Source organism: Mycobacterium sp. 852002-53434_SCH5985345 (assembly GCF_001667155.1).
Lineage (GTDB): Bacteria > Actinomycetota > Actinomycetes > Mycobacteriales > Mycobacteriaceae > Mycobacterium.
On the sequence record NZ_LZIE01000042.1, the window covers coordinates 97,840 to 111,392 of the forward strand.

Here is a 13,553-nt window from a genome sequence, read left to right on the forward strand (position 1 = left end):
GCTGCGGGGCGGCACTTCACCACGGCGGGGGCGCTGTGAGCGCGGTCAGGAAGCGGCCTGGACCGTGATCTCGAAGAAGCCGGCCTGGCTCTTGCCGTTGGTGGTTCCCAGCGTCGAGATCCACACCAGCAGATTCGACGTCGCCGAACCCGCCCGGACCGGGATGACGTTGTGACCCGGCTTGAGCGTGAAGGCGGGCGCCAGCACGGTGGTGTCGTTCAGCGACGCTGGGGAGGCCGTGGCCGACGACCGAATCTCGACCTTGGTCCCGCTGCTCGGCGTGTCGATGGTGACCTGCCCGATGACGGTGGCGCTGGGCAGCTGCAGCATCAGGCCTTCACCCTGCTTGAAGCTGGGGAACGGAACCGCGTCGGTGTAGACCTCGGTCGCCCAGGCGGTCGAGGGATCACCGTCGATCGCCTGCCCGGCCGTGCCCGCGTTGTCGGCATCGCCGTCGGGGGAGTAGACCGTCGCTTTGGTCGGCTTGACGACGCTGCCGGCGGCCGCGGAGCTGGGGGCCGACGACGAGGTGGAGGAGGAGGGGCCGTTCAGCCCGAGTTCGTCCTTGTTGAGGCCGCCGCCGACGTTGCCGAAGATCTTGCTCACCACCGACGCCAGGACCAACAGCGCCACCACGATGACGACAAGGCCCGCGCCCACGCCGATCAAGACGTTGCGGCGGCGGCGCGCCAGCGCCGCGTCGTCCTGCCCCGCGGCCGCACGCGCGGTGGCGGGCGCCGGCGAATCGTCGATCGGACCCAGCACCTCGGTCCGGTCGGCCACCGCAGTCGCTTGTTGCAGCAGGTTCAAAAGCGTTGACGCGCTGCGTATCCCGCCATCTTCCTGAACCGCGCGGACCGCGACGGCCGAAATCTGGAAGGGGATGCCACGGTCGACAACCATCGGCTCCACCGGCTGGCCCGTCGAATCGCGTTCGGCCGGGGCGAGCCCACTGCGCACGGTGGACTCCGCGAGTGGCCACCGATTGACCAGCAGGGCATACAGCGCTGCGCCGATGCCGCGGATGTCGCCCTGCGGGTTGGCCTCGGGCATGGTCGCCGGGTACGCCAGCACGACGTCGCCCTCGATGCTGACGCGCACCCGGCTCGGGTGGTCGATCGATAACGCGACACCGGCGCGGTGGGCCGCGTCCGCGGCCGCCGCCAACGATTGCATGGCTCGGACGGCACCGACGGGCGACGGCGCGGTGTCGGCCACCTCCTGCAGCGAACCGCCCCGCACCCACTCCGAGACGACCAGGCCGCCGTGGCCGGTATGGACCACATCGAGCACCCGGGCGATGCCGGGCTTGTCGATGCGGCTGAGCCGCAGGGTGCGGGACAGGATTTCCTGCAGCACCTCGTCGGGCAACGCCCCGTCAGGGTCGACGAAGGTCAGCGCCACCTGGCGGTCCAGCGCGGTGTCGAGCGCCTGCCAGAACTGCAGGGGTGGCGCGCCGCCGTGGAAGACCAGCAGGCGATACCGGCCGCCGGCGATGCGCGCGCCGGGAACCAAATGGACGTCGTCACCTGCCGGGTCCCCGCCGCGGTCGCGGGGCGCATCAAACGGGGCCGGACCGCCGCGCGACTCGGGCGCAACGTCGCCGTTGCGCTGGTCGGACGGGCGCGGCGCCGCCGGCTCGGACGGGCGGTCGGCGGGGTCGGCGGGGATGTCGGGTTGGAAGTCGTCGGCAACCGGTCGTGGCAGCTCGGCACCCGACGCGGCACTCTCGACAGGGCGGTCGGTCACCTCCGGTCCTTTCGCTAGCCGGGCTGGGATTGCCCGCTCCGGAGGTCTGCGCCGGATCGGCTCCTGGACCACATTTACCCCAGGCGGGGACGAATTCCTCTGCTCAGGGTACGTGACCGGGGACCGGCCGGACGATCCATCCGGGGTCATCGATTTGCGGGACAGCACAGCATGGCCCCCGAAGCGGCGTCTGACGGCGTCCAGTGCGGCCTGCGCCTCCGGGACACGCGCGCGGAGCATCACCGTCGCCATGATCGGCAGCATGATGACGGCCAGGATGAGCAGGCGCAGCAAGGAACCCGCGCCGCCGCCGTGCGCGGTCAGCCGGTCCAGTCCCGCCAACCGGTCGGCCACATGGGCCACCAGACCGGCCAGCATCGAGGCGGTGAGCGTGACCAGGATGGTGCGCAGCTCACCTCTGCCGATCAGGTGGCCGCCCGCCGGCAGCAGGGTGCGCCGCAGCAGGAGGTAACCGATGACCGCGCCGGCAAGAAAACCGATCCCGTTCGCCAGCCCCAGATAACCGGCTACTAGCTTGGGGTCGCCGGTGAGGTGGGGCGCCAGCACGGATCCGACGATCTTGACCGCCGTGATGACAAGAATGATGACGATCGGCGTCCAGGGCTGTTCGCGCGCGTAGAAGACGCGCAGCTGCAGCAGCACCAGCCCGTAGGGGATCAGCGTGAACGCCGACAGGGCGATCGCGGCGCCCAGGTATCCGGCGTCGACTCCGCCGAAGTGGCCGTAGGCGAACAGCGCGCTGCCGATCGCTGGACCGCCGACCGTCATGAACGCGACGATCGGGATCAGCGTGATCAACGTCAGGCGGGTGGCCAGCGACAGGTCGGCGAGCACGGCCTTGGTGTCGTCGGCGGCGGCGTTGCGGCTCAGCCGCGGCATCACCACGGTCAGCACGGTCACGCCGATCATGCCGAACGGCAGCATCAGGACCAGCCAGGTGTAGTTGTAAATCGCGGGCCCCGAGGCGGCCGCCGTGCTGGCGATCTGGTTGCCGACCACCAGGCCGAGCTGGCTGATCAGCACGTAGAGCACCATCGCGGCGGCCATCGTGCCGAATCGCTTGAGGCGCTCGTCGACTCCCCATAAGGGGCGCAGGTCGACCCGCTGGCGCCGCAGCGCCGCCAGCAGCACCGCGGTCTGCGCGAAGACGCCCAGCGTGGTACCGATGCCGAGGACCAACAGCTTGGTGTTGCCCATCCGCACGGGGTCGACCGACAGTTCGCCCGGCACCGCCGCGTACACCGCCAAGGTCGCGAGCGCGACGACGTTGTTGACCACCGGCGCCCACGCCGTCGGCCCGAACACGTTGCGGGTGTTGAGGATCGCCATGAACACCGACGTCAGGCCGTAGGCGAGCACCTGGGGGAGCAAGAGGTAGGCGAACGCGGTGGTCAGCGGCTCGTTGACCTGCGGGGTGCGGCCGAGCATCAGCCGCACCAGCAGCGGAGCGGCAAGCACCGACAGCACGGTCGCCAGGACCAGCAGCGCGGTTGTCAATGTGACCAGGCGCCGCACGAACGCGGCTCCGCCGTCGGGGTCGCTCTGCTCGGCGCGAGCCAGCACCGGCACGAAAATGGCGGTGAAGGTCGCCTCGAGCACCAGCGCCGCCACCAGGTTCGGCAGCTGATTGGCCACCGAGAACGCGCTGGATAGCGCGGCGCCCAAGATGGCCGCCAGGAGCACGACCCGGGCGAAGCCGGTCAGCCGGCTGACCAGCGTGGCGAACGCCATCGCCCATGACCGCGATACCAGCGCGGCGTCGGAAAGTTCGGGTCGCCGGCGATCGATCCCCGCTGGGACGGGCGGCAGCGGACCCGTCGGTGGCGAGCCCGTGCTTCGGGGGCGCCGCGGCGGCTGTGCCGGGCGGGGATGTTGCGGTGCGGCCTGCCGGTGGGCGGGTTTCATACTCGATGCTCTTGCTCGACCCGATCGTCGGTGTGGTCGTCCGCGTGCGCGGATCTGGCTCCGGGCGGGTCCGGCCGGTCCAGGTCGGCGCGGTCGGGTTGGCCGCGGAAGCGGTGCCACAGGCGCCGGCCGGCCAGCAACATCAGCACGGCGGCAGCGGTCATGGTGATGGCGAACAGCACCTTGCCGTAGGCGTTGGAATGCACCGACAGGCGAACCGGCTCACCCAGCCGCAAGCCCTCCGGGGTTCGCAGCGTCACGTCGATGGCGACCCGCTGGGTGAAGTTCACTTCGATCGGCACCCGCAGCGGCAGGTATCCGGGCGGCAATTCGATCTGGCCAACGTCGGTGACTGTCATCCCCGGTGGGGCGTCGACCTGCAGCCGCACCCGGATGGGGACGGCCAGGCCGTTGTGCAGCGCGAGCGGTAGGGGGCTGTGCTCGGTGGCCAGGGTGTAGGAACCGCCAGGGTTGACGATCGTGACCGCGCCGAACAGGTCGTTGATCGTCTTGCCGACGACGGCCAAACGCTGCTGGGCCATTCCGTTGCGGGTGTCGGGCGGTTCGGACTGGCTGAGCGCGCGCAGCATGTCTTCGCGCAGCGGCGCGGTGTACTGGATGCCGGTCAGCCCGGTGCGCTCGTCGGTGCTCAGCGCCGACGTCAGACCCCACAGCCGGCCGACCTGGCCGGCCACGGCGGCGGTCACGTCGTCGCCGAATCGGCCGCGCACGGAGGTGTATGCCCCGGCCGGCTCGGACTGCTCCGTACCGGCTTGTCCAGCCTGGTTGGCCTCGGCAACCACCGCCGGCAGCGGCCGCGGTACCGCGAGACCGGACCGGATGGTGGTGGTGAGCGCGGTCAAGATCACGTGGGCGTCGTCGGCCTGCAAATTCCACGTCGCCGGCGGGACCAGGATCTGGGTGCGGGGCGCGTCATCGTGGCGCAAGGCGTGCCAGAACATGGAGCCCAATGCGTCCTGGCGGCGTGCGGTCGCCGAGTCATGCGCGAGCCGGACCGTCAGCGACGAGTCCAGGTAGGTTGGGGCGGCGGGAGAGTTTCCCGCCCCGGCCAGCGCGGCCCCAACCGCCGGGTCGAACGGCGCGACCACCACTTGCGGGGACAGCCGCCGCGGTGCGGTGTCGACGGTGGCATCGGAGGATCCCTGCGCATCGGAGGCGGACAGGTCGGCGGCGGCAACGGCGACGGTGGCTTCGTTGGCGCCGAGCAGGTTGACCGCGCGGTTGGTCAGCGGGCCATCGGGCAGCAGAGTGGCGCCGCGCACGGACGGCACGTCCAGGATGCGGTCGACGATGCTGTTGACGTCAGTGGTCGCCGCGGCGCTCAGCCCGCGGTCGTTGACGCGTTGCAGGGCGTCCAGGTCGGCCTGCGCGTAGGGGAACGGCGCGACACAGGTGCGGCGGGCGAGGGCACGCAGCCGGTTGAGCCATTCGGTCGCTGCGGCCTGTCCGGCACCCGGGTGGGTCAGAGTGCCCGGAAGCTGACCGGGGCCCTCGGGCGGATCGGTCACCACATAGCCGGCGGTCATCGCGTTGACGGTGACGAGCAGGTCGGGGTCGACGGCCAAACACAACGCCCGGCCGACCGCGCCGTCCGGGTCGACGTCGTGGCTGGTGGCTACTTCGGCCGCGGACAGCAAGATGTCGAGCCGGCCGCCGCTGGCCAGAGAGGTGGCCAGGTCGTCGTCGACCAGGCGCACGGGAATGGTGCCGCCGGGCACGCCGGGGGCCAGCCGGGGCCGGTCGGCCAATGGCCACAACATGGTGATCCACACGGGTTTGGAGGTGTCGGGCGCGACGGCGGAGCCCAGATCACTGCCCTGGTCAGGGGGTACACCGACCACCGGCAACAGGAAGCGCGCGTTGTCGAGCCTGGCGGGGGCGCCGTAATCGGGTGTGCCATTGACGTTGACCAGGACCGGGTAGATGCCGGGCTTCTCGACACCCAGGGACTGTTTAGTCAACGAGCGCAGCGGCGCCGACAGCGTGAAGCCGGCTTCTTGGCCGCGTTGCAGTTCTGGAGCGACCGTCAGGAAATCGGCGGCCGGCTGATACCCGTCGGTCTCGCCGTCCAAGGTGGTCCGCAATCCCGTGGACGCGGTGACCGCCCCGGCGTGTTCGAGGCGGACCATGACGTCGCGGACGGGGCGGTCGCCGATGTTGGTCACCATGCCGCTGACGGTGACGATGGGTTGGCTGGACGTGGTGACCACATCCGGGGTGACCTGGTCGATGCGGACGCGGACGAACGGTGTCACGCCCGGCTCGCCTGCGCCCGCGCGCGGCATGACGGGCGCGGTGAGCATCGCGAACCCGGCCACGATGCCGATCACCGCCGCGAGGCGTAACAAGCAGAGTCGGGGCGCCGTCACGGCCCTGGCCCGTGGCCGTTCTTCCGGCTGGTCGCCGGCTTGTCGGCATGCCGGGTGCGCGAGTGCGTCTGCGGGCGGCGTCGGGGAGAGGTCGGTGGGAGCGGCGGCAGGGCGGCGGGGCCGTGGTTTTGGAGCTTGTCGATCAGCTCGTGGGCCACTCGGGCCAGTCGACGTTCGTCGGCGTAGGCCAGCTTCGACGGCAGCTCGTGCATCGGCACCCAGGCCACCTCGGCCACCTCGAGGTCCTCGTCGGACAGCTCGCCGCCGGAGAAGCGCATCAAATAGTGGTGCACGGTCTTGTGGACCCGGCGGCCGTCGGTGACGAACCAGTAGTCGATGCGTCCGAGCGCGGCCAGCACGCTGCCGCGGATGCCGGTCTCTTCGGCGACTTCCCTTATAGCGGTCTGCTCTGCGGTCTCACCGAGTTCGATGTGCCCCTTGGGCAACGACCAAAGCATTCGTCCCCGGCGATCGATGCGGCCGATGAGTGCCGCGACCTGAGAGTCCCGGGGCCCGTCGAGCCCGTCGATGACCAGTCCTCCGGCGGAGGTTTCGTGCACGGTCCGCAGCCGGTCCGGTCCGCGGCGAGGCGAACGGGATCGGCGCGATTTCGTCGGCGTCGAGTCGGCGGGGGCTTGGCCGTTCGTCTGGTTCTCGGTAGAACTCGCAGCGCCACGACCGCGCCGCCGCCCCCGGCGCCTGCGTGGCTTGCCTTGTTCGCCGTCCGACACCCAAGCGATAGTAGCTGGCACGCCATCTGCTCCCAGGACATACTCGCCGCTAGCGAGGCGCGCGATGGCTCAGGTCCGAGTGTGTCTGGTCAGATCGGGCCGATTGCTGCGGCGATAACGAAAGCGGGAATGAAGATCACCAGCGAGAGTGGCCCCGACAGGCTGCCGACCATCATTCCGCGGCCGATCTGACCGCATCTGCCCGATGTCCGCGCGATGAGGGCGCTGACGCCGATGTATGCCAGCGTCACCGGCAGAACGACAATCACCAAGGGCCACATGGGCAAAACAAAGAGCCAGGTGACGAAATCCACCGCGAAGACGTGGGCTATCGCTACTGCGAAAGTCAGGGCCCCATAGCGATTGACTAGAGGTTGGTCTGTCATCGGTGGCCTTTCAGCGCAGGACAAGATAAGCGAAAGCCGTTCCGCCCGCGAGCACGACGGCCGAACAGCTCAAGATGCTGATGCCAAGACCGCGATTACGTGGTGACGTCGACCTCAGGAACGCGGCGCCGATAAGAAGCGACACCAATGTCGTCAGAACGGTGGAAGTCAGCATCCATGCGCGCTCACCGGCATACGGACCACGCGTGTCGAACGGCCACTTACCCAGCAGCCACATCGCGACGAGCAACATTGCCAGTATCAGTTGAACGACAAAGGGTGCCGACCATGTCGCCGTGCGCCAAGCGCGGGCGTCGAAGAAATTCATTGGCTCAGAACTCGGCATATTTGCTGCTTTAGGATCCTTCCCGTGGCGCGTGACGCTACTACCGCACGTCGGCCGGTCAATTCACCTTGGGCGCGTGCCGGTGATGGCGCGAGCCCGTGCGAGCCTCCTCACACGGGCTTTTCGGCCCCGGCCGACTACGCTGATCGAACGTGTCCGAAGCCGATGTCGAGCTGCTTGCCGCCGCCGCGGTCGCCCTGAATCAACAGGCGCCCATGTTGCGCGAGCTGGGCTCGGCGTTCGACGCGGCGGGGCACGAGTTGTACCTCGTCGGCGGCTCGGTGCGAGATGCCGTGCTGGGCAGGCTCAGTCCCGACTTGGACTTCACCACCGACGCCCGCCCGGAGCAGATCCAAGAGATCTTGCGGCGGTGGGCCGATAACTTGTGGGACACCGGCATCGATTTCGGCACCGTGGGTGTGGGCAAGGGCGAGCATCGCTTGGAAATCACCACGTTCCGCGCCGACGCCTACGACCAGGTCTCGCGGAAACCTGCGGTGCAGTATGGCGAACGCCTCGAAGACGATTTGGTGCGCCGCGATTTCACGGCAAACGCGATGGCCGTGCGCATCACGCCCGACGGGCCGGGTGAATTCCTCGATCCCCTCGGCGGTTTGGCGGCGCTGCGCGAGCGGGTGCTGGACACCCCGGCGGCTCCGTCGGTGTCGTTCGGCGACGATCCGCTGCGGATGCTGCGCGCGGCGCGGTTCGTCTCGCAGCTCGGCTTCGCCGTCGCCCCGCGGGTGCGCGAGGCGATCGAGGAGATGGCTCCCGAGCTGGCCCGGATCAGCGCCGAGCGGGTGGCCGCCGAGCTGGACAAGTTGCTTCTCGGCGACGACCCCGTCTCCGGCATCGACCTGCTGGTGCAGTCCGGCATGGGTGGGGTGGTGCTGCCCGAGGTCGGCGGGATGCAGATGGCCATCGACGAACACCATCAGCACAAGGACGTCTACCAGCATTCGCTGACGGTGCTGCGGCAGGCGATCGCCCTCGAGGATGACGGGCCGGATCTGGTGCTGCGCTGGGCCGCGCTGCTCCACGACATCGGCAAGCCGGCCACCAGGCGGCACGAAGCCAACGGCGGCGTGAGTTTCCACCACCACGAAGTCGTCGGCGCCAAGATGGCCCGAAAGCGATTGCGGGCGTTGAAGTATTCCAAACAGATGGTCGACGACGTCTCCCAGCTGGTGTATCTGCACCTGCGGTTCCACGGCTACGGCGAGGGGAAGTGGACCGATTCCGCGGTGCGCCGCTACGTCACCGATGCCGGGCCGCTGCTGCCGCGACTGCACAAGCTGGTGCGCGCCGACTGCACGACGCGTAACAAGCGCCGGGCCGCGCGGCTGCAGGCCAGCTATGACCGGCTGGAGGCGCGGATCGCCGAGCTGGCCGCCCAAGAGGATCTGGCCCGCGTCCGCCCGGACCTGGACGGCAACCAGATCATGAAGCTGCTCGACATTCCCGCCGGCCCGCAGGTCGGCGAGGCATGGCGCTTCCTCAAAGAGCTGCGCCTGGAGCGCGGGCCGTTGACGACCGAAGAGGCGACCGCGGAACTGCTGAGCTGGTGGCAATCGCGCGGGAACCCGTAACGGTGATCTCGCGTCCCATGTTTCGTGGACTACTGCTTAAGTGGCGACGACGGCACGGCGGATATCTGGCACCGCGACCTCGACCTTGACCTCGACGGCGACGGCCGGCTCGACGCTTTCGGGCTGGACTTCGACGGCGATGGATTGCACGACGACGCGCTCGCGGACCTCGATGGCGATGGCATCGCCGATCACGCGGCGCTCGACCTCGACAACGACGGCACTCCCGAGGCGTACTTCACCGACGACGGGTCCGGGACGTGGGGGATACCCACGGACCACGGACGCCAGCTTCGGTGGTTCGGGCTTGACGGCGTCGAGCACACCGGCGGACCGCTAGTGGACTTCGACGGCCAGGGCCGCGCCGACGATCAGCTCTTCGATATCGACGGCGACGGACTGGCCGACCGGGTGCTGTGCGCCGATGCGGACGGTGTCACCGGCTACGTCGATACCGATGGCGATGGTAAGTGGAATGTGCGGCTGAGCGATTCGGACGGTGACGGCCTCGCCGACGGCGCTAGCACGCTGTGAGGGCGGCAGCGGCAAGGGTGAATTGACCACTGCCGCTGGGCTATTTAGCCTGGTCAATAGCGGCGCGGGTATCCGCGGCGATCGATTGAAAGGGGTGGCAATGTTCGTCGACCCAGCGCTATTGCACTCCGGAGGCAACGATTCGCATCGTGCGGGCGGGCACGCGCAAGAGGGAGCGGATCAGCTCGCGCGGGGACCGCTGGGGTCGGGGATGTTCGGCGACTTCGCCGCGGCCGATTCGTTCCATTCGGCGATCACCGCCGCGCATACGCAGCACGTGCAGACCCTGCAGGGCCACCAGCGGACGCTGACCGATGTGGGTTCGAAGGCTCATCACGCGGCCAAGGGGTTCACCAGCATGGACGAGAACAACGCCAGCGAAATGCAGGCATTGCGGCCGGGGGCCAACGGCTCATCGTCGCGGGTCTGATCACCAGACTGGATCGGCTCCCGGTGCGGAAGAGCAGTGTTCCAACACCGGGATCGTTTTGAAGCGGTCCTTCCGGTGTGGTGTCGATCAATGCCCGTGGATGATTCAACAGAATGGTGCTACGGGCTGAGGCGATTTTGAGGAGGGCTGCATGGGGGATCTGCCTCCAAACTTTGGTGGGGAACCGCCAAATGCCCCGCCGCCGAGTCAGTGGCAGCCGCCCTATCCACCTGCGCCCTCGAAGCGTCCACGGACATGGCCGGCGATTGCACTGGCATCGATCGCCGTTCTGCTGGGCGCTGTTGCCCTAGTTGTGGCGGCTACACGGTCTACCAATGACTCGGCCCCTGGCTCACCGACCACGTCTGCGGCACCGACGTATACAGCGGCGGAGTCGGCTGCCGCGCACCGGAAGCTATGCGACATCTACAACGTGGCCGCGCGTGCCGTCCAAATCGATACCAATGGCGACAACCCGGCTTATGCCGGCATTGCCACGGTTAATGGTGCAGTGACCCTTGAACATGCGGTGAACTCTGCTCCGGCGCTCCCGCCCGGCGACCGAGCTGCCGCACTTGCCCTGGCTGAGGCGTATAGCAACGCGCAGGTCTTAGCAAGTTTGGTACAGCGCGACGACCCTGCCTGGCGATCGGCGGCCGACGATGTCAACGCTAAGGACACTGCGATGAAGAGCGTTTGCGGTGGCGGGTGATCTGCCGGTGGGCGCGCTACTCAGACTTCGAGCACGTTCAATTGCAGACGTTCTGCGGCACAGCCAAAACCGAGCACCATATGCACAGGAATGCGTCAACCAGCTTCCGAGACCCGGTTGGACCATGCGCTTGAAGATGCAGGAGCTCGGGGGCCAACGATGCAGTTGACGCTTACGCGGCTCTGGCGAGTGTGAGCGAAGCCGTGCGACTGTTCAAGATCGAGGTGGAGACGCACTAGCAGCGCGAAACTTAGTCGCGAGCGTGCCGACGGGCTGTTGGGAGGGCATATGGCAGAGGACCTCACTCCTAACTTTGGGAGGGGATTACCTGGGGGGCAACCCGTTCAGTGGCCACCGCCGTATTCGACTCAGCCTCCACAACGCTCACGCTCATGGCCAGGGATTGCCCTGGCTGCGATCGCCCTTATCGCAGCCATAGCTGCGCTTGTTGTGGCCCTCACAAGGCCAACGGCCTCGGGACCGTCGTCAACGGCTTCGGCGGCGCCTACCTACTCCGCTGCTGACACCGCTGCCGCTCAGCGACAACTGTGCGACGCGTATTCGCGCGCCGCGCGGGCGGTGCAGATTGAATCTAACGGCGGGGGGACAGCGCTTGCCCGCATTGCCACGGCGAACGGAGCAATAATGCTCGAAGCGGCAGCGGCAGTTCCCGCTCTCAAGCCGGATGACCGCTCCGCCGCCTTAACCCTCGCTCGTACGTACCGTGATCTGACTGCTGTTGGCAGCGTGGTGAACGGCAGCAACGATCCGGCATGGCAGTCGGCGGTGTCCCAAGTCGATGCCGCCGATGGCGCGATGAAAAAAGTCTGCGGCGGCTGACCTTCTGAGGTTCGACGTCCGACTGTCTCATTGAGCGACGAGGTTGGCTTCATCGAGCACTGTATAACCCCGTTACGGCTTGGCGATGACTACGCTTGTCGGCACACCGAGCCATTGACGAATGCAGTAACGCCCGAGGCTGATGGGACGCTGTGGGTTTGTGTCGCACCCGGCATGTGTCATACAAGCCTTGAAAGGCAACGGAACGGGCGCGTTGCGGTGAATTGCACACTCCGCGGTTCCTTTGCTCCACTATGGGCGGGGCGGAAGACGGATAATGGGGGACCGCAAACCAGGGTCCGTGGACTTCCAGGAGGGTGATCGTGGGGAACCAGACTTGGGGGCCCGGTGAGGGTCCGGCCGCCCAGCCGCCCATTGCGAATTGGCCGCCGAACTATTTGGGCAGACCGGCGTCCCAGCCGCGCCCCTGGCTGGCGATCGCCGTGGCGTTGACAGCTGCTATAGCTATCGCAGCCCTAACAGTGGCCCTTGCGCGACCGACCGCTACGAGTCCGTCGGCAGCCGCGACAGCACCGACACCTGGCCCTACGGAAGTTGCCACCGCTCAACAGCAACTATGTAACGTTTACAAACTGGCGGCTCAGGCGGCCCAGGTCGACACGGCGGGAACAGATAAAGCGCTAGCACGCCTCGCAACAACCAATGGCGCCCTGCTGCTTGAGATGGCGGCGGCTAATCCTGTTCTAGACACCAAGCACCGGGATGCGGCGCATGCTCTTGCGATGGCGTACGGAACCCTAACAGCGAAGGGCAGCGCCGGAGTTGCGACTGAAGCTGATTATCAGGCGGCACTTAACGATGCAATTGCGAAAGATGCCGCTATGAACAAGGTATGCAGTGGCGGTTGACCTTCCGCCTGGTAAGTGGACACCGGCGTTGATTGGACCGTGGTGGCCGATGCCGTCAGCGACTCTGCGCGGTGCCGCTCAGCATTGGAGCCAAGCATGCGCGGAGCAGCAGTTGTTTTCGCAAGACCTGCGCGGTCAATGGATGACAATAGCGGCACATAACCAGGGCCACACGGCGGACGACCTCATATCTAGATACCAAGATGGTGAAAAGTTTCATTTGGATCTTGCCGAGAAGTACCAGGCGAAGGCGGGAGCCTTCAATTTGGGGGCTGACGCGATTGACTATCTACGAAGTCGACTGTCAGACATAGCGAATACAGGCAATAGCGAGATAGATCAAATTCTGGCGTCAAACAAGCCGCTGCCAGAGCAAGTCGCGGAGGTGCAGGCCGTTCAGTTGCGCTGCAACGGCGATGCCGCGAACGCGAGCATGATGGCGGGCGACAAACTTATGACTGCAACCCAGAAGATTCTCGATGCTGAGGGCTTTGGTGGTGACGCCCGAACGTGGGCGCGTCAAAATGGCTTCGATACGGGTAATGCCTTACCACCGCGGCCGATCAGCCAGGGCGACTTGACAGGCGGACGACTCAGTTCCGGCGGTCGTGGCATGGGTCCATCGAACGTATCCGCCGCAAGCAGCCATGAGCCGCAACCGGCCCCGCTCGCCGCTGGAGGGTTCAGCGGTACGGGGAGTACCCCGGGGGGAGGACCGGGTGCGATCGCCCACGGACCACCACCACTTGGATCTGGCGGATTCGCCGGCGGGCCGTCGTCGATTGGACCGCCGGCTGCTTCGACTGGTGTTTCGTTGCCGGGTGGCGGTGGATCAATGGCTTCTGGGATGTCGGGCGTATCCGCAGGCGGTTCCGTTCCAGCAGCGGGCTTTGGGCAAGGAGCGCCGCCAAACCTGGCGCAATCGTTCGCTTCCGGCATGGCGACGGGGCAGCCGGCCGGGGCAGGTGCGCAAGGGATTTCGTCGGGTGCAATCAACGCGATGGAATCTGGAGCGGGTAACCCACAGGCGGGGCCACCGGCAGGGACGCCG

10 protein-coding genes are annotated in these 13,553 nt (G+C 67.4%); 5 read left to right on the top strand and 5 right to left on the bottom strand.

Features of this window, described 5'->3' with window-relative positions:
• Positions 1-45: 45 nt before the first annotated feature.
• The 5 genes from A5756_RS09410 to A5756_RS09430 all read right to left on the bottom strand — a co-directional run bounded on the left by A5756_RS09410 (position 46) and on the right by A5756_RS09430 (position 7,435).
• Entirely contained in the window at positions 46-3,675 is a 3,630-nt protein-coding gene (locus tag A5756_RS09410) for a murein biosynthesis integral membrane protein MurJ (protein ID WP_066951129.1), read from the bottom strand.
• Positions 3,672-6,065 (bottom strand): hypothetical protein, encoded by a 2,394-nt coding sequence (locus A5756_RS09415; RefSeq protein ID WP_066951133.1) that lies wholly within the window; start codon positions 6,063-6,065, stop codon positions 3,672-3,674. The genes A5756_RS09410 and A5756_RS09415 overlap by 4 nt, the downstream gene beginning before the upstream one ends.
• Positions 6,062-6,796, bottom strand: coding sequence for an NUDIX hydrolase (locus A5756_RS09420; RefSeq protein ID WP_066951137.1), 735 nt, complete (start codon positions 6,794-6,796; stop codon positions 6,062-6,064). The genes A5756_RS09415 and A5756_RS09420 overlap by 4 nt, the downstream gene beginning before the upstream one ends.
• A gap of 89 nt (positions 6,797-6,885) precedes the next feature.
• Positions 6,886-7,077 (bottom strand): hypothetical protein, encoded by a 192-nt coding sequence (locus tag A5756_RS25405; protein ID WP_082960014.1) that lies wholly within the window; start codon positions 7,075-7,077, stop codon positions 6,886-6,888.
• Positions 7,078-7,192: 115 nt separating this feature from the next.
• Positions 7,193-7,435 carry a hypothetical protein gene (locus tag A5756_RS09430; RefSeq protein WP_066951375.1) on the bottom strand — a complete coding sequence of 81 codons (243 nt, stop codon included), beginning with the start codon at positions 7,433-7,435 and terminating at the stop codon, positions 7,193-7,195.
• 245 nt (positions 7,436-7,680) lie between these two features.
• Between A5756_RS09430 and A5756_RS09435 the strand changes: the two genes are divergently transcribed.
• From A5756_RS09435 to A5756_RS26440, 5 genes are all read left to right on the top strand, one after another.
• Positions 7,681-9,117 (top strand): CCA tRNA nucleotidyltransferase, encoded by a 1,437-nt coding sequence (locus A5756_RS09435; RefSeq protein ID WP_066951146.1) that lies wholly within the window; start codon positions 7,681-7,683, stop codon positions 9,115-9,117.
• 24 nt (positions 9,118-9,141) lie between these two features.
• Entirely contained in the window at positions 9,142-9,651 is a 510-nt protein-coding gene (locus A5756_RS09440; protein WP_066951150.1) for a pullulanase, read from the top strand.
• Between the two features lie 100 nt (positions 9,652-9,751).
• Positions 9,752-10,081 (top strand): DUF2563 family protein, encoded by a 330-nt coding sequence (locus tag A5756_RS09445; protein WP_066951153.1) that lies wholly within the window; start codon positions 9,752-9,754, stop codon positions 10,079-10,081.
• A 151-nt stretch (positions 10,082-10,232) separates the two neighbouring features.
• The gene (locus A5756_RS25410; RefSeq protein ID WP_082959199.1) at positions 10,233-10,793 is read left to right on the top strand and encodes a hypothetical protein; all 561 of its coding nucleotides are present in this window, start codon (positions 10,233-10,235) and stop codon (positions 10,791-10,793) included.
• A 645-nt stretch (positions 10,794-11,438) separates the two neighbouring features.
• Positions 11,439-11,633 (top strand): hypothetical protein, encoded by a 195-nt coding sequence (locus A5756_RS26440; RefSeq protein WP_231989297.1) that lies wholly within the window; start codon positions 11,439-11,441, stop codon positions 11,631-11,633.
• The last annotated feature ends 1,920 nt before the right edge of the window (positions 11,634-13,553 follow it).

Coding starts and splice junctions, on each gene's coding strand:
- A5756_RS09410 (WP_066951129.1), bottom strand. CDS start 3,675: ATGAAACCCGCCCACCGGCAGGCCGCACCGCAACATCCCCGCCCGGCA.
- A5756_RS25405 (WP_082960014.1), bottom strand. CDS start 7,077: ATGTGGCCCTTGGTGATTGTCGTTCTGCCGGTGACGCTGGCATACATC.
- A5756_RS09430 (WP_066951375.1), bottom strand. CDS start 7,435: ATGTTGCTCGTCGCGATGTGGCTGCTGGGTAAGTGGCCGTTCGACACG.
- A5756_RS09445 (WP_066951153.1), top strand. CDS start 9,752: ATGTTCGTCGACCCAGCGCTATTGCACTCCGGAGGCAACGATTCGCAT.
- A5756_RS25410 (WP_082959199.1), top strand. CDS start 10,233: ATGGGGGATCTGCCTCCAAACTTTGGTGGGGAACCGCCAAATGCCCCG.
- A5756_RS26440 (WP_231989297.1), top strand. CDS start 11,439: ATGCTCGAAGCGGCAGCGGCAGTTCCCGCTCTCAAGCCGGATGACCGC.